This is a genomic window from Micromonospora terminaliae, assembly GCF_009671205.1.
GTDB classification, from domain to species: domain Bacteria; phylum Actinomycetota; class Actinomycetes; order Mycobacteriales; family Micromonosporaceae; genus Micromonospora; species Micromonospora terminaliae.
In genome coordinates, this window is the sequence record NZ_CP045309.1 from 3,353,929 (window position 1) to 3,378,421 (window position 24,493).

Consider the following 24,493-nt stretch of genomic DNA (forward strand, 5'->3'; position numbering starts at 1 on the left):
GGGGGAGCGGCCTCTCCGGTGACGTACGTTACTCCGTCCGCGCCGACGGTGTGATCCCGTGGAGCGCCGATTTCCCGGGCTTTTTCGCGGCAAGTTCGTCTCCGGGCGGATGGGTGGGCCGGTCCGTCCGCTGCGTCGGCCGGACGGCCGGCCCACCCGGCCTGACCGTGGGAGTCAGGCCGCCCGCCGACCGGGCCGCTCCGTTCCCCCTTCGGCCCGGGTCGGCCTCCCGCGCGGGCGGGCCGGGCCCGCCCGCGCAGGAGTGGTCACCTCACCCCGCGGGGAAGTAGGTGCCGTAGTCGGCGTACGCCATGGCGACGTCCGCCTGGGCCCAGAACCGGTGGTAGTTGAAGACCGGCTCCGCGCCGCCGTTGAGGTACGCCTGCACCTTCGGCCAGTCCGGGTCGTTCTTGTAGAACGAGCGGATGTCCAGGAAGCTCTTGCCGGCGGCGATGGTGTCGCCGTTGGGCATCTTCCCGGTCCAGCCGGAGGGGATGTAGAGGCCCTGGCCGTCGGCGGCGTTGTAGACGTCGTCGAAGCGCTTGTAGTCGCCGCGCTTCTCCGGCATCGAGACGCCCTTGGTGTCCGCGGCCGCGGACAGCGCGTCCAGCAGCCCCTTGGCGGTGCTCTTCGCCGCCGCGTTGCCGGACTTCGCGGCGTACGCGATGAGCGTCCGGGCGTAGGCGGCGGCCACGCCGACGTCCTGGCCCTTCACGGTCACCTCGACGTGCAGGTTGGTGTTCGGCTGCGGGCTCGTCGGGTTCCAGTTGGCCGGCTGGCCGGTCCACTTCATGTCCGACGGGATCGACCAGTTGGCGCCCAGCGTGGTGTTGGCGATGGCCCAGGGCACCCACTTGTCCAGCAGCGCCTTGGCCTTGGCGTTGCCGGTCTGCAGGTACAGCTCGGCGATCCGCTGCATGGACCAGGCCTGCATGCCGAACCACTGGTTCGACGGCGGGTCGTTGTAGACCGGGTCGACGTCGTAGTACATGCCGTAGAAGGTGGCGGTGCCGGCCGGCGGCTGGGCGTAGCTGCCGTCCCAGCTGTTGGTGGCGCCGCCCGCGATGCCGCCCTCGGCGGACTGGAGCCAGGTGTAGAACTCCAGTTGCCGGTCGAGGCTCTTCTGCCAGTCGGAGACCGCGGTCGGCGACTTGGGCTTGAGCTGGTCGACGTTGGTCATGGCCCAGGCCGCGAACGGGTTCTGGTAGCCGAAGTGGTTGTGGCTGGAGCCGATCCGCCACGACCAGTTCTGCGAGGTGTCGTACGCGCCGCCCCAGGCGTAGTACCAGGACAGCAGGTAGTGCGCCGAGTCGCGGCCGCTGCCGGCCGGGCAGGTGGACGCGCCGACGCAGTTGCCGATCTTCTTGAAGTACTTGTCGAACAGCGAGTAGCGCAGGTAGTCACCCATCTTGGCGGCCTTCGCCACGGTGGCCGCGACGTCGGCCTCCCGGCCCTGCGCCTTGGCCCAGGTCAGCGCCCAGTACGCGGCCTGCACGGCGCGCGCGTCGGCGTCCGGCGCGTTGGTGTACTTCCACTGCTTGGCCGGTGCGCTGGACTCCTTGACGAACAGGTCGAGGTAGCCGTACTGGCCGCCGTGCTTGAAGGTGTCGCAGGACGGTTGCGGCACGGTCTCCCAGACCGACTCCTGGGTGCCCCGCTGGAAGGTGTTGATGTAGGCCGGGCGGGTGGTGCCGTCGCCGCAGCGGCCGTAGCCGTAGGTGTTGTCGACGTCCAGCAGCCAGTGCATGCCGTAGATGTCGCCGGTGCCGTAGGTGGACTGGAGCTCGCTGCGCAGCGGGTCCTGGCCGACCGGCACGTTCGGCTCCAGCCCCGAGGGGTACTGGCTGGGCAGGTTGTGCTCGGCGGCGTACTGGGGGGTGCCCGGGGCGCCGGCTGTCGGCTGGTCGGCGTGCGACGGGATGATGTACTTCTCCATCACGGTCCAGGCGTTGTTGAACGGGGCCCAGTTCTGGGTGACCCGGCCGTACTGGGCCTCCAGCCAGAGCCAGAAGCTGAACGCCTCCGACGTGGTCTCGTGGCCGTGGTCGGGCGCCTCGACGATGAGCGTCTCCACCGAGTGGTACGGCACGCCCTCGGGGCTGAAGTAGCCCGAGTTCTTGATCTTGCCGTACTGGTCGAGGAACTTCTTGAGGTACGCGTTGTCGCCGCCCGGGGTGTCGTTGTCGACCTCGGTGGCGGTGACCGCGACGGGCGCGAACCCGGTGGCCGAGGCGGTGATCGTGGCGGTGCCGCCGGCGGTGTCGGCGTCCTCCGCCGCCGCCACGGTGGCGGTGACCCCGGTGTTCCAGTTGCTCGGGGTCAGGGTCAGCGTCGTGGGCGACACGGTCACGTCGCTGTCGCCGGTGACGGCGAGGGTCACCGGGACGTTCGCGGTCGGGGCCGCGCTGAGGGTGAACTTCACCGGGGCGGTGCCGCCCTCGGTGACGCTCACGGCCGACGGGGTGGCCACCAGCACCGGGCCGGAGGCCGGGTTCACCGTGAAGGACTTCTCGGCGACGGCCGTGGCGTTCGCGTTGTCGTACGCCTTGGCCTGCACGGTGTAGCTGCCGGCGGGCAGGTCCTCCAGCGTGTAGCCGTACGGGGCGGTGGTGTCGGTGTTGACCAGCAGGCCGTTGCGGTAGAACTCGACCTTGGCGATGGTGCCGTCCGGGTCGGCGGCGGTGGCGGTCAGCGGCACGTCGGCCGGCGCCTCGAACGGGCCGCTCGGCAGGCCGAGCGAGACGGTCGGCGGCTGGTTGGTGGGCGCGCCGTTGCAGGCGACCCCGTTGAGAGTGAAGGCCGTCGGCTTCGGGTTGCTGCCGGTGTGGGCGCCGTTGAAGCCGATGGTGGTGGACGCGCCGGTGGGCAGGCTGCCATTCCACGACTCGTTGGTCGCGGTCACCTCGCTGCCTGACTGGCTCCATCTGGCCGACCAGCCCTGGACGAGCTTCTGGCCGCTGTTCGGGAAGGCGAACTTGAGCGTCCAGCCGTTGACGGCGTCGCCCAGGTTCTTGATGGTGACGTTGGCGGTGAAGCCGTTGTTCCAGTCACTGGTCACATAGGTCACGTCGCAGGCCGGGGCGGCCTGCGCGGCGCCCGCCGGCAGGGCCACCCCGCCGATGGCGAGGGCGGTGGCGGCGACCATCGCCGTCCGGCGACGTCTGGCCATGAGTCTCATGTGCGCGGTGTCTCCTCGGACCGGGCCGGGACGCGGGGCCCCGGCGGGGCGCCTCCACGCGACGGCGTACGTGCGCGGGGGGACGGAGGCGCCCGGAAAGGTGGTCGACCCGGCCGTGCCGGGGATCGGGGCGCCGCACCGGTGTCACCGGGTGCCCTCGGCGGCCCGCACTCGCGCGAGCTGGCTCCGCGTGGTGGTGGAGAGTTTGCCATGGAAGCGCTCCCACCACAACGGCCAGGGCGGATACGCACGTCGATGTTTCGATCTCGTTTTGGGGCTTTCACAAAGCCGTGACGGGCGTTACAGTCGCAAGCATCGCCGATGGGAGCGCTTCCATCGACGGAGATCCACGTAAGAGATCGCCGGGGCCTTGCGCTCCCGGCGCACCAGCCCCAAGGGCTGACGGCGGGCCAGCCCGGACGCCGCCGTCAGCCATCACCCACCGACATGGAGGGAGGTGGAACCAGAGCCACTCGCGTGGCCCGGCTCCCGCGCGACACGCACGACCGGACGCCAATTCCACTCGTGCGTGTGTGCATCACAGGTGGGGACGGGGGTTGCCCTCCCCCGTCCCCACACTAAACCCCCGTTGTCGACGGGAAAAGAGGCCGACGGGACAGGCGCGACGCGCCGCCCGGACGGCCTCCTTCGCTATCCGCCCCACCCTTCGCCGCTCGCCCCCGCCCCCGAGCGACCCCCGCCCACCCCACACCTCCGGCCGCCCGCCGGCTGGGCCGCGCCCCCTGCCGCGACCCGCCCTCGGGACGCGGCCGGCCGCGCCTGGCCTATGCTGGGAGCGCTCCCGGCCCCAGGGCGGCCAGTCACTCCGAGGAGAACACCCATGTCGCTACTCACCAGACGGCGCCTGCTCCGCCGTGCCGCCCTCTCCGCGACCGCCGCCGGCGTGGCTCCGGCCGGGCTGGCCGGCGCCGCCGCGGCCGGGACCGTCGCGTCTGCCGCCGCGGTCGCCGGCTGCGACGACACGCCCGATCCCCACGGCGACGCGGACCCCGACGGCGCGCTGCGCTTCCCGCCCGGCTTCGGCTGGGGCGCGGCCACCTCGGCGTACCAGATCGAGGGCGCGGCCAAGGAGGACGGGCGGGGCGAGTCCGTCTGGGACACCTTCAGCCACACCCCCGGACGCATCCGCAACGGCGACACCGGCGACGTCGCGGCCGACCACTACCACCGGTACGCCCAGGACCTCGACCTCATGCGCGACCTCGGCCTGCGCAGCTACCGGTTCTCCATCTCCTGGCCCCGGATCCAGGCCGACGGGTCCGGGCGGCCCAACCAGCGCGGCCTGGACTTCTACCGGCGGCTGGTGGACGGGCTGCACGAGCGCGGCATCGCGCCCATGGCCACCCTGTTCCACTGGGACCTGCCCCAGGCGCTCCAGGACACCGGCGGCTGGGAGAACCGGGACACCGCCGAGCGCTTCGGCGACTACGCCGACGCCGTGTTCCGCGCCCTCGGCGACCAGGTGCCGGTCTGGCTCACCGTCAACGAGCCGAAGACCGTGGTGCAGAACGGCTACCTCTGGGGGCACCACGCCCCGGGCCGGCAGGACCCGGCGGCGGCGTACCTGGTCGCCCACCACCTCCAACTGGCCCACGGCCTCGCCGTCCGCGCGCTGCGCGCCACCGGCGGGCCGGGGCGGATCGGCCCGGCGCTCAACCTGCACCCCTGCTACCCGGCCGACGAGACCGCCGAGGCAGCCGCCGCGACCCGCCTGTACGACGGCTACGAGAACCGGCTCTACCTCGACTCGATCTTCAAGGGCGCGTACCCGGAGGACGTGCTGGCCGACCTGGGCGCGGAGAGCCGGATGGTCCGCGGCGTGCGCGACGGCGACCTGGAGATCATTTCCAGCCCGGTCGACCTGCTGGCGGTGCAGTACTACACGCCGATCTACGTCACCGGCCAGGGCGACACGGTCCGCCGCTGGCCGACGTCCGAGGCGGAGTGGCAGCAGATCTACCCCGAGGGGATGTACGACATCCTGACCCGGGTCACCCGGGACTACGGCCGGGTGCCGATCACGATCACGGAGAACGGCCTGCCCTGCCCGGACACCCTCGGCGCGGACGGCACCGTCGACGACCGGGCCCGCATCGACTTCCTCCGCGACCACTTCGCGGCCGCCCACCGGGCGATCCGGGACGGGGTGCCGCTGGAGAGCTACCACGTCTGGTCGCTGCTGGACAACTTCGAGTGGGCCGAGGGGTACGAGCAGCGCTGGGGCCTGGTCTACGTCGACTACCCGACCCAGCGGCGGGTGCTCAAGCGCAGCGCACACTGGTACCGCGACGTGATCCGCCGCAACGGGCTCTGAGGCGTACCGGCCCGGCCGGCGCGACACCGGCCGGGCCCTTGCCCCTCAGCGGGGCAGCGCCTGCTGGAGTTCCGCACGCAGCGCCGGGGTGAGCATCTCGCCGGCCTGCTTGGCCAGCCGCGCCATCTCGTAGCCCACCACGCCGATGTCGGCGTCCGCCCCGGCCAGCGTGGCCAGGATCGAGCCGTCCCGGATCTGCATGACCAGGAAGTAGCCCCGGCCCATCTCCACCACGGTCTGCTTGACGACGTCGCCGTCGAACATCTGGGCCGCGCCGGCGGTGATGCTCATGAGGCCCGAGGTCACCGCCGCGAGCTTGTCCGCGTGGTCGCGGGGCAGGTGCGCGGAGATCGCCACGAGCAGCCCGTCGGTGGAGACCACCACCGCGTGCGCCACCCCCGGCACCCGCTCGGCGAACGCGTTCACCAGCCAGCTCAGGTCCCGTGCCTCCTGGCTCAACGTCGTCACTGTCGTCGTCCCCCTTCATCGCGCGGCAGGTACATCTCGGTGGTCTCCTCGGCCTCCGCCCGCCGTACCCCGCCGTAGTAGCGGGACAGCATGCCGCCGACCGCCTCCGGGTCCGGCTCGTGACGTGCCGGCCGGTCCGGGGCCGCGGGCTGGGTGACCGCGGTGAGCTGGGCCATCGGTACGCGTACCGGCAGGCCTCGTTCGTTGGTGCCTCCGGTGACCGGCGTCGCGGCCGGCGGCGATGTCACACCGAGCACCGCGCCCGACGGCCCCTGGCGGCTGAACCAGCCGCCGCCCGCCGCTCCGGCGGCCGGGGCGAGCACGTCCTCGGCTCGGCCCGGCACCGGGCGTGGCCTCGGCACGGTCGACCCGGGCGTACGGCGTGCCGCCTCGGTGGCGGGCGGCGCCCCGCCCAGCGGAAGCCCCGTCAACGGCGACACCGGCAGCTCCGCCGGTGGCGCCGGCGGGCGGCGGCCGGCCACCGGCAGCTCGGCGGTCGCCGTGGCGAGCGGGCCGGCGCCGGGCGCCAGGCGGGACGCGGCGGCCACCTGGCTGGTCAGCATCCGGGGCGCGGCCGGCTGGTCCAGCCCGGGCGCGGGCGCCGGGGCCAGCAGCTCGGCCGGGATCACGATCCGGGCCACCACGCCGTCCTGGCCGCCCCGCAGCCGCACCCGCACGCCGTGCCGGGCGCCCAGGTGGCTCACCACGAACAGGCCCATCCGCTCGGACGCGGCCACGTCGGCCGCCGGCGGCTCGGCCAGCACCTCGTTCGCCTCGGCCAGCGCGGCCGGGCTCATCCCGAGCCCCTGGTCGACGATCTCCACGAACGCGCCCCGGCCGTCCGCCCCGGCGACGACCCGCACCACGGTGTCCGGCCGGGAGAAGGCGGTGGCGTTCTCCAGCAGCTCGGCGAAGAGGTGCACCAGGTCGCCCACCGCGTGCCCGACGACGTGCAGGTCGGACCGGGAGTCGTGGCGGACCCGCTGGTACTGCTCGATCTCGGCGCTCGCCGCGAGCAGCACCGCGCCGAGGCCGACCGGCCGGTTCCACCGCCGGCTGGACTCGGTGCCCGCGAGCACCAGCAGGCTCTCGTCGTTGCGGCGCATCCGAGCGGCGAGGTGGTCGAGCTTGAACAGGTTCTCCAGCTGGTCCGGGTCGCTCTCCTCGCGTTCCAGCTCGTCGAGGAGTTCGAGCTGCCGCTCGACCAGCACCTGGCTGCGTCGCGCCAGGTTGACGAACATGGCGTTGACGTTGCGCCGCATCATCGCCTGCTCGACCGCGACGTCGACGGCACTGCGGTGCACCGCCACGAACGCCTCGGCCAGCTCGCCGATCTCGTCCTGCGAGTCGACCACCGCGGGAGGCACGTCGATGGTGCCCACCGGGCGGTCGACCGCCCGCAGCCGGTCCAGGGTGTGCGGCAGCTCCACCTGCGCGATGCGCAGCGCCTGGCCGCGCAGCTGCCGCATCGACCGGGCCACCGACCGGCCGACCAGCAGCGAGATGAGCACGGCCACCAGGAGCACGCCGACGATGCCGCCGGCCACCAGCAGGGTGTCCCGCAGTTGCCGGGCGCTGGCGTCGTCGGCCTGGCGTACGGCGTCATCGAGGACGGCGGACTCCAGCTGGCGGAACAGCTCCTGCCGCTGCTCGCTGGCCGCCCACCACTGCGTCGCGGGCAGCACCGCCGGCTCGGCGGTCCCGCTGGGCAGGGTCTGCTCCTCCAGCCGGGCGGCGGAGATGAACGCCGGGTCCACCGAGGTCTCGTCGTAGCGGCGGACCTGGTCGGCCGTCGCGGCGACCCGGAACGCGCCCACCGCGGTGAGCTGCTGGGCGCGCAGGTCGGTCAGGTTGACCTGGTCGTCTACCTCGTACCGGCCGGCCCGGGCGGCGGCGTAGAGCTCGGCCCGGATCCGGGAGGACAGCTCCTTGACCCGGGAGAGCTGCACGTACCGCAGCACCGCGTTGGTCAGCGCCCGCTGGTCGTCGCCGGGCGACGGCTCGGCCAGCAGGTTGAGCAGGGCGGCGATGGCCCGGTGGTAGTTGCTCAGCACGGTGTCGCTGGACAGCACCGCCGGTGGCACGGCGGCGCGGATGTAGACGACCTGGTCGTACGCCTCCAGCACCTCCGAGTAGGCCACCCGCCAGGCGGCGTCGGCGTCGGCGAGGGGCTCGGCCGCGGCGCGCAGGTCGCTCATCGCCCGGTCGGAGGCGTCCTGGAGCGGCTTGAGCGCGGCGACCGCCGCGTCCCGGTCGGCGCCGCTGCCGGCCCTGCGCAGTGCCGCCAGCTCGCCGGCGGAGCGGTCCCGCTCCTGCTGGAGCCGGTCCACCGCGGTGCTGATCTGCCGGCCGATGCCGACCTGCTGGGCGAAGTCGCTCAGCGCGGTGGTCTGCCCGACCAGCCCCCGGGTCTGCACCCCGGCGAGCACGAGGAACGCCACCGAGGGCAGCACGAGCACGGTCGCGAGTTTCGTGCCCATCCGCCAGTCCCGCAGCCGGAAGCGCGAGCGCCGCCGCCGGTGCGGTGTCACCCGGTCGTCGGACGGGCTCCGGCGCGGCTGCGGCACGGCATCGCGAGCCGGGTCGGGACCTGCGCCCACACTCTCCTCCTCGGTCCCCCTCGGCTCCACCGGGACGGGGAGCGGAAGTCCATCCAACCAGGCCGGCGGGCGGTGTCAAACGGACCGGCCAGCGGCACGAGCAGGAAGGTCAGCGCGGGGGGCGGGCGGCTACGGTGTTCGGCTCGTCCCGGTCGTCCGTCCGGACGATGCCGCCCACGTGCGCCGCCTCCGCGATGCGGCCGAGCGCCACCAGCGCGGCCCCGGTCGCCCCGATCTCCGGGTTGCGCTGGTGCCGCACCGGACGCGGGGCCAGCGCGTCGACGAAGGCGGCCCGCCACCAGGCCGAGGCGGCCATCGCGCCGCCGCCGAGCACCACCTCGGCCGGCCGGCCCACCCCGGCCTCGAGCAGGGCCAGGTCCCGGGCGATCAGCCCGCACATCCCGGTCATCAGGACGGCGAGGATGTCGACGGCCGTGGTGCCGAAGCTCAGGCCGCGCAGCTCCCCGGAGCCGGCCGGGGTGACCCCGGGCGGCCGGTCCCCGCCCAGCCGCGGGTTGGCCCGCAGGGTCGGGTGCGCGCCGGCCCGGGCGAGCGCCGCCTCCAACTCGGCGCCGGAGGGCAGCCGCAGCTCCCGGGCGGCCCAGGCGAACAGGTTCCCGCCGCTGGAGTACGCGGCGCCGGTCACCACGTGCTCGTGGTCCACCCGGTAGCGCCAGAGCTCTTCGGGCAGCGGCGGCAGCTCCGCGCCGGCCGGCACGGCCTGGAGCAGGCGTACCGCGGCGGAGGTGCCGACGGTGACCGCGGCGCGGGACGGGTCGACGCAGCCGGAGCCCACGTTCGACGCCGCGCCGTCGCCGACCGGGGCGGCCCAGCGGGCGTCGGCGAGCTGCGGCCAGCGCTGGGCGTGCTCGACACGGAGCCGGCCGCGCCACCGCTGGGGGGCCAGCGCCGGCAGGTCCTCGGGGCGGACGCCGGCCAGCTCGCACGCCTCGGGATCCCACTCCAGCAGGCGCAGGTCGAGCAGCCCGGTGCCGGAGGCCATCGACACGGACATCGGCGCGTCGTCGAGCAGCACGCCGAGGGCGTACTCGACGAGCCCGCCGAAGCGGGCGACCGGGGTGCCGCAGTGCTCCCGCAGCCAGGGCAGCCGCATCGTCCAGTAGCAGCGGTGCCACCAGGCGCCGGTGCGCTCGTGGAAGGCGTCCGGATCGACCGGCGCGGCGGCGCCGGGTAGGGCCTCCGGCCGGGTGTCCATCCACGTGAGGACCGGGCCGAGCGGTGCGCCGTCGGCGCTCAGCGGCAGCACCGAGTGCCACTGCGCCGAGGTGGCGACCAGCTCGACGTCGCGCAGGTGCCCGCCGGCGGCCAGCTCGTCCAGGCACTCCATGAGGCAGGCCAGGTAGCCGGGGCCGTCCAGGACGCCGCTGCCGTCGTCCCCGGTCACCAGGTGCACCTTCCTGCGGGCCAGCGCGCCGGGGCGCGGAACGGCGTCCGCATCCAGCACGAGACCGCGCACCGAGGAGGTGCCCAGGTCCAGAGCGAGAATGTCCATCGCGGGTCAACCTACCCGCCGGGACCGGCGGCGAAGCCAAGATCCGCGGGGCCGGCGCTGCGATCGGGTTCCGCGGCACGGCCCGCTCGCGTACAGTGATCGCCATGCCCGCGCACCTGACCTGCTGGTGGCCCGCCGACCCGGCGGCCCACCCCCGCGCGTAGCTTTCCCCACGCGGCCGCCCGACGAGGCGGCCGCCGGTCTCTCCCCGGCACCCCGGGTCGCCCCGCCGGCGGCCTCCGGCCCACCGAGGAGACCGCATGACCCGCCCGCACGACCCGCTCGCCGCCGTGGCGGCCGGCCGCGACCCCGGCCCCTTCGCGCTCGTCCGTCGCGAGGGCGCCGACCACGTCGACCTGTTCACCGGTCCGGTACGCACGGCCGACCGGCTCGCCGACCTCCCGCTGCCCGACGGCGGCGCCGGGCCCCGCACGCTCGCCCTGGTCCCCTACCGGCAGATCGCCGAGCGGGGCTTCGCCTGCGTGGACGACGGCCTGCCGCTGGAGTGCCTGATCGTCGCCGAGCACCGGCGGCTCCCCCTCGACGAGGTGCTGGCGGCCCTGCCCGACGCGCCGGTGGTGACCCGGGGCGCCGCCTTCGACATCTCCGACGCCGAGTACGCGGACACCGTGGGCCGGGTGCTGCGCGACGAGATCGGCCGGGGCGAGGGCGCGAACTTCGTCATCCACCGCACCCTGCGGGCCACGGTCGAGGGCGCGCCGGTGGCGGCCGCCCTGGCGGCGCTGCGCCGGCTGCTGCTGCGCGAGCGGGGCGCGTACTGGACGTTCGTGGTGCACACCGGCAGCCGGACCCTGGTCGGGGCGAGCCCGGAACGGCACGTCAGCGTCGACGACGGCCTGGTCATGATGAACCCGATCAGCGGCACCTTCCGGCACACCGGCGCGGCGGCGGACCGGGCGGCGCTGCTGCGCTTCCTCCACGACCCGAAGGAGGTCGAGGAGCTGTACATGGTGCTCGACGAGGAGCTGAAGATGATGGCCACCGTCGCCGAGCACGGCGGCCAGGTGGTCGGGCCCTACCTGAAGGAGATGGCGCACCTCGCGCACACCGAGTACCTGCTGGCCGGGCGGGGCTCGCTGGACGTCCGGGAGGTGCTGCGGGAGACCATGTTCGCGCCCACCGTCACCGGCAGCCCCATGGAGAACGCCTGCCGGGTGATCGCCCGGCACGAGCGGACCGGCCGGCGCTACTACGCGGGTGTGCTCGCGCTGCTCGGCCGCGACGAGCAGGGCCGGCAGACCCTCGACGCGCCGATCCTGATCCGCACCGCCGAGCTCTCCCCCGACGGGCAGCTGCGGGTGCCGGTCGGCGCGACGCTGGTCCGGCACTCGACGGCCGAGGGCGAGGTGGCCGAGACGCACGCCAAGGCGGCCGGGGTGCTGGCCGCGCTCGGCCTCGGCCCGGATGCCCCGACCCGCGACGCCGGGCCGGCGCTCCGGTACGCCGACGACCCCGAGGTGCGCGCCGCGCTGGCCGCCCGCAACACCCCCCTCGCACGGTTCTGGCTGGACCAGCGCGTCCCGGGTGCCACCGCGCTGCCCGGGCTGGCCGGCCGCCGCGCGCTGATCGTGGACGGCGAGGACACCTTCACCGGGATGCTGGCCCACCAGCTCGGCGCGCTCGGCCTGGCGGTGACCCGGCGGGACTGGCACGACGCCGGCCCGGTCGACGGGTACGACCTCGTGGTGGTCGGTCCCGGCCCGGGCGACCCGGACGACGTCGCCGAGCCGAAGATGGCGAGCATGCGGGGGCTGCTGGCGGAGCTGCTCGCGGCGGGCCGGCCCACCCTGGCGGTCTGCCTCGGCCACCAGCTCCTCGCCGGGCTGCTGGGGCTGCCGCTGCACCGCCGGGACGCGCCCTACCAGGGGCTGCCGCGGGACGTGCCGGTGTTCGGGGCGACCCGCCGGGTGGGCTTCTACTCCAGCTTCACGGCCCGCGCCGGCGCGGACCGGATCGCCACCCCGTACGGGACCGTGGAGCTGTCCCGGGACCCGGCGGACGGGGCGGTGCACGCACTGCGCGGGGCGGGCTTCGCCGGTGTGCAGTTCCACCCGGAGTCGGTGCTCAGCCGCGACGGCATGGCGGTCCTGGCGGATCTGCTCGGACACCTGCTGGCCCATCCGGCGCTGACCGGGCATGGACCGGCCGATCGCGGGTAGGGCGAGGGGCGACCGGTGGTGCGGACGAGCCGAGAGCCCTCGTCCGGCCACCGGTCATCCGGCGTGCGGAGTCAGCCCGCCAGGCCCTTCTTCAGCGCCATGCCCATCTGCACGGCCCGCTTGGCGGTCAGCGCGGTGGCGCCGAGGGCCACGTGGTCCGGGGGATTCTCGCCGTTGTTGCTCGTGTGCGAGGCGCCGTACGGGTTGCCGGCGACGAACTGGCTGGGATCGGTGTAGCCAGGGGTCACGACGATGCCACCCCAGTGGTAGAAGACCGTGTACAGCGACAGCAGCGTGGCCTCCTGGCCGCCGTGCAGGGTGGCGGTCGAGGTGAAGCCGGTGTAGACCTTGTTCGCCAGCGCGCCCTGGGCCCACAGCGGGCCGGTGGTGTCGATGAACTGCTTGAGCTGGGCGGCGACCATGCCGTAGCGGGTCGGCGACCCCATGATGACGACGTCGGCCCAGGAGAGGTCGTCCGGCTGCGCCTCCTCCACGTCCTGGGTCTCCAGGCGGTGCGCCTGCCAGCCCGAGTTCGAGCGGATCGCCTCGTCCGGCGCCAGCTCACGAACCTTGCGCAGGCGTACCTCGGCTCCGGCCTCCCCGGCGGCCTCGACCGCCGCCTGCGCCATCTGGTAGGTGATGCCGGTCGCGCTGTAATAGATCACCGCGGCCTTGACCTGGCCATCCATCAGACGATTCCTCCTCGTTTCGGGTCAGCTCCGGCGACTACCCGCTGCTTGCGACGGCAAACGGCGGGCGGGGGCCGAGGTACAGCGGTTGACCTGAGTCGATAACTTGCCGCGGCTCAAGATTTGCGCAAGTTCCGATGGAAACCGCTTCCCCGGATCGCGGCGCCCGGGGATCCTGTTCCCACCGGTGCCGGCGTGCCGCCGCCGCCCCCGCATCGGGAACCTGAACGGGGGATCGCGCTCCGCCGGCAGCGTGGCTGGCGTAGCGCGATCAGGGGTGCTCCCACGGCTCAGTCGTTGAGCTTGTCCCGCAGGTCGGTCACCCGCTTCTCCAGCCGGTTCACCGCCTGCTCGTTGTTGACGAAGGTGCTGATGCCGGCGGCGAGCGCCAGGCCGAGCAGCACCGCCAGGCCGCTGAGCACCAGGCCCCCGATCGCCACCCCGCGCCCGGTGACGCCGGGTCGCCGGCTCATCCGCAGGCCCACGATGGCCAGGACGACGCCGATGATCCCCAGCAGCAGCCCCACCGAGGCCAGGATCGCGGTGAGCACGCTCAGCAGGCCCGCCACACCGAACACCAGCGAGAAGGTGGCCGCGGCGCTGGTCTTCGCCCCGCCCGCCGGTCCCGCGGGCCGGGCGGCGCCGCGCATCGGTTCACTGGACGCTGTCATCACCCGTACCTCACATTCCTCGCAGCGGTTGCCCCCGGCGCATCCCCGTTGAGGCCACACTCATGCGTCAGGGCCCGGCGTTTCGGGCACCGCTGCTGCTCCTCCTCCTGTTCGTCCCGATTCAGGGGAATGCCGGGCGCACCGCCGGGGACTCGGGTGCTGACCCCGCGAGAGGAAGGACGAACCATGCGACTGACGGAGCAGCAGGTCCGCTCGCTGTACGGGCAGGACGTCCAGGACCGCTCGGGTGCGAAGATCGGCACCGTGGGGCAGGTCTGGGCCGACCCCGCCGGCGAGGCGACCTGGGTCAGCCTGAAGACCGGCACGATGGGCCATCACGAGTCGATGGCGCCGCTCCAGGCGGCCCGGATGCAGCCGGACGGCCGACTCCAGGTGCCGTACGACAAGGCGACGGTGCGCAGCGCTCCCAGCGTCGAGACCGGCACCGACCAGCCGCTCGGCGCCGACCAGCTCACCCAGCTCTACCGGCACTACCAGCTCGGAGAGCAGGCGGGGCCGGCGCCCCAGCGGATGCGGGGCGCGCCCGAGGTGGTCCGCTCCGAGGAGCGGCTGCGGGTCGGCACCGAGAGCGAGCCGGCCGGCACGGCCCGGCTGAGCAAGCGCGTGGTCACCGAGAACGTGCAGACCAGCGTGCCGGTCGAGCACGACGAGGTGACGGTGATCCACGAGCCGGTCAGCGAGGCCGACCGGGACGCCGCCCGGGCCGGCATCGGCGAGGAGCAGCGCGAGATGGAGCTGCGCGCCGAGCACCCGGTGGTCGCCAAGGAGCAGGTCCCGGTCGAGCGGGTCCGGCTGAACAAGGACGAGGTCGTCGAGGAGCAGCCGGTCAACGCGCAGGTCCGCCGGGAACTGGTGGACGCCGACGTGCCGGAGCGGGCACGCCGCAACGGCTGAGCCGACGGCATCCCGGGCGGGTGGGCCACGGCCCGCCCGCCCGGTCGTCCGCCCGCCGGGAAACGTCGCACCGGCCGCCTATGCTGACCGTCCACCTCGACGGGAGGCACCGTGACCGTACGTCTCACCGGCGCCGAGGCGCTGGCGCTGCGGATGACCAGCCTGCTGCTGCGCCCGCACCCGGTCGCGCGACCGGAGACCGTGGCCGGGGTGGTCGAGTGGTTCGGCGCCATGCAGGCGCAGGACGCGGCGAGCGGCCTGTGGTCCCTCGGCGTACGCCTGCCCGGCCGCACCCAGGACGACGTGCGCGCGGCGCTGGAGCGGCGGGAGGCGCTGCGCACCTGGCCGATGCGGGGCACCGTGCACCTGGTGCCGCCCCGGGACGCGCGGTGGATGCTGGCCGTTACCGGCGTCCGGGTGCTGGCCGGCGCGGGCACCCGGCGGACGCAGCTCGGGCTGACCGAGACCGACGCGGACCGCGCCGCCGACGTGCTGGGCGAGGCCCTTGCTGGCGGGGGCCGGCTCACCCGGGCCGAGTGCCTGGCCACGTTGCGCGCCGCCGGGCTGGACACCACCGGCCAGCGCGGCTACCACCTGCTCTGGTACGCCAGCCAGCGCGGCGTCACCTGCATCGCCCCGCACGTCGGCACCGAGCAGACGTTCGCGCTGCTGGACGAGTGGGCGCCGGATCCGCACCGCCCCGAGCGGGACGAGGCCCTCGGCCTGCTGGCCCACCGCTACGTGCGCGGCCACGGCCCGGTGACCCGGCACGACCTGGCGCGGTGGACGGGTCTCACGGTCACCGACGCCACGCGGGGCATCGCGACAGCCGGCGACGCGCTCGCCCCGGTCGAGGTCGACGGCACGCCGGCCGTCGTCGACGCGGCCCTGCTCGACGCGCCCCGGGCGCCGGTCGACGACGTGCACACGCTGCCCGGTTTCGACGAGTACCTGCTGGGCTACCGGGACCGCTCGCTGATGCTCGACCCGGCGCACGCGAACGCCGTCGTCCCCGGCAACAACGGGATCTTCCAGGCCACGGTGGTGCGCGGCGGCCGCACGGCCGGCATCTGGAAGCGGACCGTGGGCAAGCGGGCGGTCACCGTGACCGTGCAGCAGCTGACGCCGTTCGACGCCCCGCTGCGGGCCCGCGTCGAGTCGGCCCTCGCCCGCTACGCCGACTTCCTCGGGCTGCCGCTGCGGCTCACCTGGTGACCCGCGACCGGGCCGGCGGGCACCGCCCACCGGCCCGGACCAGGGCGCCGCTCAGTCGGCCAGCGCGCCCGACGCCCGCCCCTCGTGCAGCGTGAGGTTCCGTCCGGTGGACGGGTCGAAGAGGTGGATCTTCTCCAGGTTGAACCAGACCCGCCGCGGCTCGCCCTCGCGGACCGGCGACTCGGCCGACAGCCGGGTCACCAGGCTCGACCCGGTCCCGGTGAAGTCCGCGGCGCCGGCGTCGGCGGCCAGTTCCTCCAGCTCGGCGGCGCTGGCACGCTCCCCCTCTACGGTGAAGTAGACGTACTTGTCCGAGCCCATCGACTCGACGATGTCGACCGGCGCGTCGAACTCCAGGCCCCGGCGGCGGGTCTCGTCGTCGATCAGCGCGGCGTCCTCGAAGTGCTCCGGGCGGATGCCGAGGATCAGCTCGCGCGGGGCGTCGGCGCCGTCGAGCTGCCGGCGTACCCGGTCCCCGATCGGCACGTCACCCAGCGCCGTGCGCAGGTGCCCGTCCTCGACGGCGGCGTGCAGGAAGTTCATCGACGGCGAGCCGATGAAGCCGGCCACGAAGAGGTTGCGGGGGTGGTCGTAGAGCTCCTGCGGCGGGCCGACCTGCTGCACCGCGCCGCCCCGCATGATCACCACGCGGTCGCCGAGGGTCATGGCCTCGGTCTGGTCGTGGGTGACGTAGACGGTGGTGGTGCCGAGCTGCTTCTGCAGCCGGGACACCACGGTGCGCATCTGCACCCGCAGCTTCGCGTCCAGGTTGGACAGCGGCTCGTCCATGAGGAACGCCTTGGGCTGCCGGACGATGGCCCGCCCCATGGCCACCCGCTGCCGCTGCCCGCCGGAGAGGTTCGCCGGCTTGCGGTCCAGCAGCGGGGTCAGCTCCAGGACCTTCGCCGCCTCCTCCACCTTCTGGTGGGTGGTCTCCCTGTCGAGCTTCGCCAGCCGCAGCGGGAAGGCCATGTTCTCCCGCACGGTCATGTTCGGGTAGAGGGCGTAGGACTGGAAGACCATGGCGATGTCCCGGTCCCGGGGCGCCTTGTCGTTGACCCGCTCCCCCGCGATGCGCAGCTCGCCGGAGCTGATGTCCTCCAACCCGGCGATCATGTTCAGGGTGGTGGACTTCCCGCACCCGGAGGGGCCGACCAGGATCACGAACTCGCCGTCGGCGATCTCCAGGTCGACGTCCCGCACCGCGGTGGTCCCGTCCGGGAACCGCTTGCTCACCTTGTCCAGCACGATGTCGGCCATGACAACACCACCTAACCCTTGACTGCGCCGGAGGTCAGACCGGAGACGATGCGGCGCTGGAAGAAGAGCACGAACAGGATGATCGGAATGGTGATCACCACGGCGGCGGCGCAGATCGCCCCGGTGGGATCCTCGAACTGTGATTCGCCGGTGAAGAACTGCAGGGCCACCGGGACCGTGCGGGACCGCTCGGTCGAGGTGAGCGTGATGGCGAAGAGGAAGTCGTTCCAGCAGAAGATGAAGACCAGGATGGCCGTGGTGAACAGCCCCGGCGCGGCCAGCGGGGCGATCACCCGACGGAACGCCTGGCCCTGGGTGGCGCCGTCCATCTTCGCCGCCTTCTCCAGGTCCCACGGGATCTGCTTGAAGAACGCCGAGAGCGTGTAGATCGCCAGCGGCAGGGCGAAGGTGATGTACGGCAGGATCAGCCCTGGCCAGGTGTCGAAGAGGCCGAGCTGGCGCTCGATCTCGAACAGCGGCGACACCAGCGACACCTGCGGGAACATGGCGATCAGGAGGGACACCCCGACCAGCAGCTTCTTGCCGGGGAAGTCCAGCCGCGAGATCGCGTACGCGGCCATCGCGCCCAGCACCACGGCGATCAGGGTGGCGATCAGCGCGATGCCGATCGAGTTGACCAGGGCCCGGACGAACTGGTCGGTGTCGAAGATCGTCCGGTAGTTGTCCAGCGTCCACTCCCGGGGCCAGAACTTCCCGTCGGTGAGGGTGGCCGGGGTCTTGAACGACAGCGAGGCGATCCAGAGGACCGGTACCAGCGCGAAGACGACGACGATGACGTCCAGCAGGCCCCAGCGCACCTTCGCCCGCGTGGTGGTTTCGACTGCCATGTCAGCGCCTCTCCCCGTCGTCGCTGCCGGGCGCAGCGGTGCCGAACAGCTTCACGAACACGAACGCGATGATCGCCACGGTGAGGAAGATCAGCACCGACATCGTGGAGCCGATGCCGAGGTTCAACCCCCGGATCAGGTTGTTGTAGGCGAGCATCGACACCGACGAGGTCTCGTTGCCGCCGGCGGTGAGCACGAAGATGTTGTCGAACACCCGGAACGCGTCCAGGGTGCGGAACAGCAGGGCCACCAGGATGGCCGGCTTCATCACCGGCAGCATCACCTTGGTGAACCGCTGCCAGGCCGTCGCGCCGTCGGTGGAGGCCGCCTTCAGCAGGTCCTCCGGCACCAGCGCCAGCCCGGCCATCAGCAGCAGCGCCATGAACGGGGTGGTCTTCCAGATCTCGGCCAGCATGATGATCGCCAGCGAGCTGGCCCGCTCGGTCAGCGGTGCGCTGCCGTCGAACAGGTTGGCCAGGTAGCCGGTGCCGGGCGTCCAGGCGTACCGCCAGGAGAAGGCGGCGACGACCGTGACGATGCCGTACGGGATCAGCGCCGCGGTGCGGACGATGCCCCGGCCGACCAGCGTCCGGTGCATGATCAGGGCCAGGCCCATGCCGAGCACCAGCTCGACGGCGACGGTGACCACGGTGATCAGTGCGGTCACCCCGAACGCCGTCCACCAGAACTGGTTGGTCAGCACGGTGGCGTAGTTCTCCAGCCCGACGAACTCGCGCTGGTCGGGGAAGCGCAGGTCGAAGCGCTGGAGCGACAGCCAGACCGAGTAGAGGATCGGGTAGGCGGTGACCAGCAGCATGACCAGCGCGGCCGGCGCGCAGAGCAGCCAGCCGAGGCGCCGCTCGGCCCGCTTGTTCTCGCTCAGCGGCGCCTTCGACCGGCGGCCGGCCCGCTGCGCGGGCACGGCAGCGTGCCGGCCGGTGGTGCGCTCGGCGTCCGCCGCGACCTCGGCGCCGGCGGGCGTGGCGTTGACGCTCACGGCAGAACCCCCTTCGACTCGAGGGCGTCGGCGATGGCGTCGCGCAGCTCGTCGGCGGTCTGCTCGGGCCGGATCGCCGACGGCGGCGACAGGATCGCCGACATGACCGTGGAGATGCTCTGGTACGCCGGGGTCAGCGGCCGGACCGCCGGCTCCTTGAGCTCCTCCAGGATGGTCTCCTTCATCGGGTACGCCTTGTCCATCTCCGGGTCGGCGTAGACCGCCTCGATGGTGGGCGGCACACCGTCGTTGACCGCGGAGAACTTCTGGTGCTCGGCGTTGCGGATGCACTTCGCCGCCTCGAAGGACTCCGTCGGGTGCTTGGAGTAGGTGCTGACCGCCATGTTGACCCCGCCGATGGTGACCTTGCTCGGGGTGTTCCCGTCGACGCCCGGCAGCCGCGCCCACTTGACCTTCTTGGCCAGGTCCGGGTTGGCCTCCTGCATGGCCGGATACACGAACGGCCAGTTGACCTCGAAGGCGCCGGCGCCGGACTGGAACTCCAGCCGGACCGGGTCCTCGGTCGCGTTGCTGAACGACGGCGAGGTCACGCCCGAGGTGGCGAACTTCTTGAGCTGGTCGAGTGCCCGCACCGCGCCCTCGTCCATCTCGGCCTTCCGGCCGTCGTCGCTGAGGATCTTCCCGCCCGCGCTCTCGGCCAGGGTGTTGTAGAGGACGACCAGGCCCTCGTACTGCGCGCCCATGGTCAGCACCTGGTAGGGCTTGCCCTGCTGCTTGAGCTGCTGCGCGGCGGAGATCATCTCGTCCCAGGTCTTCGGCGGCTCCTGGACCAGGTCGCTGCGGTACCAGAGGAGCTGCACGTTGGTGTTCTTGGGCGCGGCGTGGAGCTTGTCCTCGTAGCGGGCGGTGTCCAGCGGGCCGGCGAGGGTGCCCTGCTCCACCTCCGCCTTGTCCTGGCCGGTCCACTCCCGGATCCACTTGGCGCTGGCGAACTCCTGGGTCCAGGTGACGTCGAGGCCGAGCACGTCCATCCCGGTGTCCTCCGCCGCGAGCCGCCGCACCATCTGCACCCGCTGCTCGTCGGCCTGCCGGGGCAGCACCCGGTAGACGATCCGGTAGCGCCCCTGGGCCTGGGCGTTGCAGTCGTCGACCACCTTCTGCAGGTTCTGCTCCGGTGGGTAGTACAGGTTGATGGTGGGCGTACCGCCCGCACCGCCCGATCCGCAGGCGGCCAGCGGGGCCACCAACGCGAGCGCGGCGGCTGCCGCCGCCGCACGCCGGGTCGACCGCCGCCGTGCGGCCGCGCCGGGGTCCGTCGTCATCGCCCTCCCCCTTTCCTCGGCGAAGAACCGGGGAGTCACCCGTGCCCCGGCGCACGGCGAGACGGTCGGGGCGCCCGCTCGCTGCCTGGCGTCCCGGGACGTTTCGTGGGCGAGACAGTGCCCGGGCTGCGACGCTGCGAAACCTGACGGTCACGAGACGGATACGACAGCCGCCGCTGTGGGACGGACCACCCGCCGCGGCGCGCCCGTGGCTGTCCGACCCGGGCGGCATGATGGCCGGATGATCGCGAGCTTCAAGGACCTCTGCATGGACGCGGGCGACGCTCACCGGCTCGGCGGCTTCTGGGCCGGCATCCTCGACGGGGAGCTGGTCGACACGGGTGACGGCGACACCCGGATCGATCCCCGCGCCGCCGCGTCGGGCGCCGAGTCGATCTGGGTCAACACGGTGCCCGAGCCGCGCACCGGCAAGACGCGGGTCCACCTCGACCTGCGGCTCGCCGAGCCGGAGCCGGCCGCGCTGCTGGCGGCCGGCGCGCGCCTGGTCCGCGAGCCGGACGCGGAGATCAGCTGGTGGGTGCTGGCCGACCCGGAGGGCAACGAGTTCTGCGCCTTCGCGGCCCGTCCCACTCCGTGAGCGGCGAGGCTACCCAGCGTGCGCCCGGTGGACTAGCGTTTCGGTAGCTCCGCAGCCAGCGCGTCGCCGTCGAAGTCGATACGCCTCCGGCCGACCCCCAGCCCGTCCGATCGGTTGGTTCTCGCGCGAACTCCCTTCTGCGCTTCCCCCGGTTGGGCAGGATCCCCACGAGGAGGTGCCGTCGTGCAGGACACCCGCGCTCTCGCCCTGACGTTCGAGGTGAGCGGCCTGCCCCCGGTCAAAACCGAGGCTCTGTCCATCTTCGCCGCTGGGCACCGGCAGGCGACGAGGGTCCGCGCCCTGCTCCAGGCCGCCTGCACGGCGGCCCAGCGCACGGGGTGGACTCCGCTCACCGGTCCTATCGAGGTGGACGTGACTCTGCGCTGCCCGCCCGGGCACCGCACCTCCGACGCCAGCACCCTGCTGGGCGGGGTCTGCGCCGTGCTCCAGGACAAGAAGCGGGTCGCGAACATCGGCCTGGCCCACCTCGGGGTGCTGGTCGACGTCGCCCTCTGGTCGGACGACCGGCAGATCCGCCGGCTGTCCTACGTCGAGGAGCCCGGGGAGGACTTCTCGTACCAGGTCCGGGTGGCAGCCGTACCGAGGATGGTTTGACCGACGACCGCGGTGGGGTACCGCGGTCGCCGACGAAGGGAGCGCCGATGCCGGAGCCACATGTCACGCTCGACCCGAGCGGGCTCGATCCCGTGCAGCAGAAGCTGCGCGGTCCGCTGGAGGAACAGCTGACCTCGGCCCTGCAGGCGGCCGCCGAACGGGTCCGCGGCAACTACGCGGGTGAGCCCGTGGAGGAGGTCTGCCGCCGGCTGCTCGACGAGACGCGGGCCGGCCTCCATCCGGACATCGCCGCCGGGTTCAACCCGGACATGGACGAGTTCTGCCGGGTCGCCGTGGCGATCGTGCGGGGCGAGGTCTCCTGAGGCGTGGCGCCGGCGTCGGTGCTCAGCCGGTGAGCTCCAGCGACTTGAGCACCACCAGCGCGACCATCAGCACGGTCAGCCCGACCACCGTCGCCGTCTGGACGACCGTCCGGCGCTCCGCCGGGGCGAACGCGAACCCGGCGCCGACCAGGCCGCCGGCCAGCAGGCCGCCCAGGTGCCCCTCCCAGGAGGTCCAGCCGGCGGAGAGCACCATCCAGATCACGAACGGGATGAGCACCCGCTGCGGGTCGATCGGGTGGTGGTGCAGGCGGCGGGTCAGCACCACGTAGCAGCCGGCCAGGCCGTAGACCGCGCCGGACGCGCCGACCGCCGCCTGGTGCGGGGAGACCAGGAAGCCGAGGACCCCGCCGCCCAGCGCGGAGAGCAGGTAGACGGCCAGGTAGCGCGCGTGCCCCAGCCGCTCCTCGAGCACCCGGCCGAGTTCCCACAGCCACCACAGGTTGAACGCGATGTGCAGGATGCCGAGGGCACCCTGGGTGGGCAGCAGGTGCAGGAACGACGAGGTGAGCAGCCGGTACCACTCGCCGTGCGCGACCCCGACCGCGTCGTACCCGGGGTGGGGGGCGCCGTCGTCGACGTAGCGCTGGCCGGCGTCGTCGACCAGCCCGGTGCCCAGGCTGTCGAACCGGTCCAGGACGGCCGGGTGGACCAGCTCGACGAGGTACGCCAGCAGGATGAGGGCCACCAGGGCGTACGTCACCAGCGGGCGGGTGACCAGCCGGCCACCGAAGACGGTGCGGGCCTGGCGGACGGTCCGGTTGTCCGACCGGACGCACTCGGGGCAGCGGTGGCCGACCGGCGCCTCCCGCATGCAGTCGGGGCAGATGTGGCGGTCGCAGCGGGTGCAGCGCAGCAGCGTCTCTCGCCGGGGGTGGCGGTAGCAGGTGCCGGCGGCGTTTCCGGCGGGGGGCTGGCCGGTGCTGATCGTGTCCATGGGCAGGCGGTCCTGGCGGCTCGTGGGGTCAGTAGCGGTCGAGGCACTCGGCGGGGCTGAGCACGACGTGCGGCGCCGCCTCGGGGTCGAGCCAGGTGAGCACCGCGACCAGGTGCTCGTGGGACAGGCTCACGCAGCCGGCCGTGGGGTTGCCCTCGGCGCGGCTGAACTGGTGCAGGAAGATGCCGCTGCCGGCGTGCGGCACGGGGGCCGGGACGGTCGGCGGCATGTTGTAGGTGATCACCGCGAAGTGGGTGTACGCCGGGTCCTCCCGCCACAGCGCCTCGCTCTGGCCGCCCAACTGCTCGGCGGAGCGCTGGAAGCTGTTGTAGTGCGGCGAGTCGGGCTCGGCGTTCCACCAGTCGTCGACGGTCACCCGGTGGTAGGGGTGGCGGACGCCCGGGTCGGCGGCGATGCCGTAGACGGTGGGGCCGATCGCGTAGACGCCGGTCGGGGTGGTCGGCACGCCCTCGACGTGCCGGTCGCTGAACCCGTCGGCGCCGATCCGGGCCGGTAGCGGGGGCAGGGCCCGCCGCCAGTCGTCGCCGGCACGGTCGTACGTCTCCAGAGTGGCGTGGGTGGTCTGCCAGCCCTCGCCGGTCACGATGACGACCTGCCGCGCGTGCGGTGGGAGGGACGTCAGCCGGGTGGCCCTCGTCGGCTTCACGCGGAGGATCCTCGCACGTGGCCGGTAGTCCGCACCGCCCCGCCTGGCTGATCTTCGAAAGGTGGCCGGACGGGTCAGGACCGGGTCCGCAACTCCCCGGTCCTGACCCCAGCCGTCCGGCGTGGTAGCGGTCTTCGCCGTCGCGAGCACGGCAGGCGTGGCACGCCGCCAACGCCGGGCTCAACACGGCGAGCCGGCCCGCCTGCACTCAGCTCCACGGTGCCCAACTACCGGACTTCGGCGCGCCCCCGACTCACCCCGAAGAGGCGTGGGCGCGGGCTCAGGTTAGGCAGGTTCCCGCAGGTCGGACAAGGTTCGGCGGGCCCGGGAGAATGTGATTGATACCAACGTTGAAATACGGCATGTCGGCGTAACAGGGTCAGCCCGGCGAGCGCTGTTTGTGTTCGAGGCGACGGCTGCGCCCGGCGTCCGGCGGGGGCCCGGTCAGCGCCCCGGCGGCGGCCGCCCCAGCGATCAGCGCGACTCCCGCGAGGTGCAGCAGGCGCACCCCGGCCGGGGCCGGAACGGTGGCCGCCGGCAGGCCCGGCAGCAGCGCCACCCCGAGTCCGGTGACCGCCAGGGCCACCCCCCAGAACAGGCCCGGCCGGGCCGCGGGCGCGGGCGGGCGGACCCCCTCGAAGATCTCATGCCGGTGGGCGGCGCGCACCGCCAGGGCGGCGACCAGCAACCCACCACCGACGGTGCCCGCCACATCCGACACCTGCCACCAGTAGAGCCCGGTGAGGGCGTGGAAGTCGGCGATGCCGAGCAGGCGCGGCCATCGGTCGCTGTGGGTGATCCGGTCCCAGGCGACGTGGCTGAACGCGCCGATCAGCGCGGAGCAGACGGTGACCTGCCAGGGATGCCGCACGCCGCCCAGCGCGGCGTGGTCGGGCCAGCCGAACAGCCGCTGGCCGGGCAGGTGCACGGCGACGCCGGCGATGACCCGGCGGACGATCCAGGCGTAGCCGAGGGCGACCGGCAGGCACCACCAGAGCAGCCCGCCGAGGCTGTGCGTCCGCAGCCCGAGGGCGAGCCCCGTGCCGGTGAACAGGTAGCCCACGTCGGGCGCGACCGCGCCGGTGGCCAGAGCCACCCCGTCGAACCAGTGCGGCCGCCAGAGCTTCAGCGGCAGCACCGGCGCCAGGTGCGACGGAAAGGTCAGCGGCACGCCTGGGACGTT

Annotated in this window: 20 protein-coding genes; 7 read left to right on the forward strand and 13 right to left on the reverse strand. The window is 73.3% G+C overall.

The window, feature by feature from the left end:
- Positions 1-271: 271 nt before the first annotated feature.
- Positions 272-3,169, reverse strand: a complete 2,898-nt coding sequence (locus GCE86_RS15180; protein ID WP_204342027.1) for a glycoside hydrolase family 48 protein — start codon at positions 3,167-3,169, stop codon at positions 272-274.
- Positions 3,170-4,019: 850 nt separating this feature from the next.
- Between GCE86_RS15180 and GCE86_RS15185 the strand changes: the two genes are divergently transcribed.
- Positions 4,020-5,513 carry a GH1 family beta-glucosidase gene (locus GCE86_RS15185; RefSeq protein WP_154227577.1) on the forward strand — a complete coding sequence of 498 codons (1,494 nt, stop codon included), beginning with the start codon at positions 4,020-4,022 and terminating at the stop codon, positions 5,511-5,513.
- A gap of 45 nt (positions 5,514-5,558) precedes the next feature.
- On the opposite strand, the gene GCE86_RS15190 is transcribed toward GCE86_RS15185, so the two are convergent.
- From GCE86_RS15190 to GCE86_RS15200, 3 genes are all read right to left on the reverse strand, one after another.
- The gene (locus GCE86_RS15190) at positions 5,559-5,981 is read right to left on the reverse strand and encodes a roadblock/LC7 domain-containing protein (protein ID WP_091259471.1); all 423 of its coding nucleotides are present in this window, start codon (positions 5,979-5,981) and stop codon (positions 5,559-5,561) included.
- A complete protein-coding gene (locus tag GCE86_RS15195; RefSeq protein WP_244316990.1) occupies positions 5,978-8,581 on the reverse strand; it encodes a sensor histidine kinase in 2,604 nt (867 codons plus the stop codon). The genes GCE86_RS15190 and GCE86_RS15195 overlap by 4 nt, the downstream gene beginning before the upstream one ends.
- A gap of 109 nt (positions 8,582-8,690) precedes the next feature.
- Positions 8,691-10,094, reverse strand: a complete 1,404-nt coding sequence (locus tag GCE86_RS15200) for an FGGY family carbohydrate kinase (RefSeq protein ID WP_154227578.1) — start codon at positions 10,092-10,094, stop codon at positions 8,691-8,693.
- A gap of 260 nt (positions 10,095-10,354) precedes the next feature.
- Here GCE86_RS15200 and GCE86_RS15205 point away from each other — a divergent pair, with 260 nt between their 5' ends.
- Entirely contained in the window at positions 10,355-12,274 is a 1,920-nt protein-coding gene (locus GCE86_RS15205) for an anthranilate synthase family protein (RefSeq protein ID WP_154227579.1), read from the forward strand.
- A gap of 71 nt (positions 12,275-12,345) precedes the next feature.
- Here the strand turns inward: GCE86_RS15205 and wrbA are convergent, their stop codons facing one another.
- Positions 12,346-12,963 (reverse strand): NAD(P)H:quinone oxidoreductase, encoded by a 618-nt coding sequence (gene wrbA, locus GCE86_RS15210; RefSeq protein WP_154227580.1) that lies wholly within the window; start codon positions 12,961-12,963, stop codon positions 12,346-12,348.
- 290 nt (positions 12,964-13,253) lie between these two features.
- Positions 13,254-13,634 (reverse strand): DUF4190 domain-containing protein, encoded by a 381-nt coding sequence (locus GCE86_RS15215; protein WP_154227581.1) that lies wholly within the window; start codon positions 13,632-13,634, stop codon positions 13,254-13,256.
- Between the two features lie 186 nt (positions 13,635-13,820).
- On the opposite strand from GCE86_RS15215, the gene GCE86_RS15220 reads away from it, so the two are divergent.
- Together GCE86_RS15220 and GCE86_RS15225 are read left to right on the forward strand one after the other, a co-directional pair.
- The gene (locus GCE86_RS15220; RefSeq protein ID WP_154227582.1) at positions 13,821-14,549 is read left to right on the forward strand and encodes a YsnF/AvaK domain-containing protein; all 729 of its coding nucleotides are present in this window, start codon (positions 13,821-13,823) and stop codon (positions 14,547-14,549) included.
- A 111-nt stretch (positions 14,550-14,660) separates the two neighbouring features.
- Positions 14,661-15,764, forward strand: a complete 1,104-nt coding sequence (locus GCE86_RS15225) for a winged helix DNA-binding domain-containing protein (RefSeq protein ID WP_154227583.1) — start codon at positions 14,661-14,663, stop codon at positions 15,762-15,764.
- Between the two features lie 51 nt (positions 15,765-15,815).
- Here the strand turns inward: GCE86_RS15225 and GCE86_RS15230 are convergent, their stop codons facing one another.
- The 4 genes from GCE86_RS15230 to GCE86_RS15245 are packed head-to-tail and all read right to left on the reverse strand — an operon-like array spanning position 15,816 to position 20,152.
- Complete coding sequence (locus tag GCE86_RS15230; RefSeq protein WP_154227584.1) at positions 15,816-17,024, reverse strand: ABC transporter ATP-binding protein; 1,209 nt, start codon at positions 17,022-17,024, stop codon at positions 15,816-15,818.
- 11 nt (positions 17,025-17,035) lie between these two features.
- A complete protein-coding gene (locus GCE86_RS15235) occupies positions 17,036-17,872 on the reverse strand; it encodes a carbohydrate ABC transporter permease (protein ID WP_154227585.1) in 837 nt (278 codons plus the stop codon).
- Position 17,873: 1 nt separating this feature from the next.
- Positions 17,874-18,869 (reverse strand): carbohydrate ABC transporter permease, encoded by a 996-nt coding sequence (locus tag GCE86_RS15240; protein ID WP_154227586.1) that lies wholly within the window; start codon positions 18,867-18,869, stop codon positions 17,874-17,876.
- A complete protein-coding gene (locus GCE86_RS15245; RefSeq protein ID WP_154227587.1) occupies positions 18,866-20,152 on the reverse strand; it encodes an ABC transporter substrate-binding protein in 1,287 nt (428 codons plus the stop codon). The genes GCE86_RS15240 and GCE86_RS15245 overlap by 4 nt, the downstream gene beginning before the upstream one ends.
- 241 nt (positions 20,153-20,393) lie before the next feature.
- On the opposite strand from GCE86_RS15245, the gene GCE86_RS15250 reads away from it, so the two are divergent.
- The 3 genes from GCE86_RS15250 (at position 20,394) to GCE86_RS15260 (ending at position 21,688) form a co-directional block, all read left to right on the forward strand.
- Positions 20,394-20,750, forward strand: coding sequence for a VOC family protein (locus GCE86_RS15250; protein ID WP_154227588.1), 357 nt, complete (start codon positions 20,394-20,396; stop codon positions 20,748-20,750).
- 183 nt (positions 20,751-20,933) lie between these two features.
- Complete coding sequence (locus GCE86_RS15255) at positions 20,934-21,365, forward strand: RusA family crossover junction endodeoxyribonuclease (protein WP_154227589.1); 432 nt, start codon at positions 20,934-20,936, stop codon at positions 21,363-21,365.
- A 47-nt stretch (positions 21,366-21,412) separates the two neighbouring features.
- On the forward strand, positions 21,413-21,688 hold the full coding sequence (locus tag GCE86_RS15260) for a hypothetical protein (protein ID WP_154227590.1): 276 nt from the start codon (positions 21,413-21,415) through the stop codon (positions 21,686-21,688).
- A 22-nt stretch (positions 21,689-21,710) separates the two neighbouring features.
- Here the strand turns inward: GCE86_RS15260 and GCE86_RS15265 are convergent, their stop codons facing one another.
- The 3 genes from GCE86_RS15265 to GCE86_RS15275 form a co-directional block, all read right to left on the reverse strand.
- On the reverse strand, positions 21,711-22,643 hold the full coding sequence (locus tag GCE86_RS15265; protein WP_154227591.1) for a rhomboid family intramembrane serine protease: 933 nt from the start codon (positions 22,641-22,643) through the stop codon (positions 21,711-21,713).
- 28 nt (positions 22,644-22,671) lie between these two features.
- The gene (locus GCE86_RS15270) at positions 22,672-23,310 is read right to left on the reverse strand and encodes a L,D-transpeptidase family protein (RefSeq protein ID WP_154227592.1); all 639 of its coding nucleotides are present in this window, start codon (positions 23,308-23,310) and stop codon (positions 22,672-22,674) included.
- A gap of 379 nt (positions 23,311-23,689) precedes the next feature.
- Entirely contained in the window at positions 23,690-24,481 is a 792-nt protein-coding gene (locus GCE86_RS15275) for a DUF4184 family protein (protein WP_154227593.1), read from the reverse strand.
- Between the last annotated feature and the right edge of the window lie 12 nt (positions 24,482-24,493).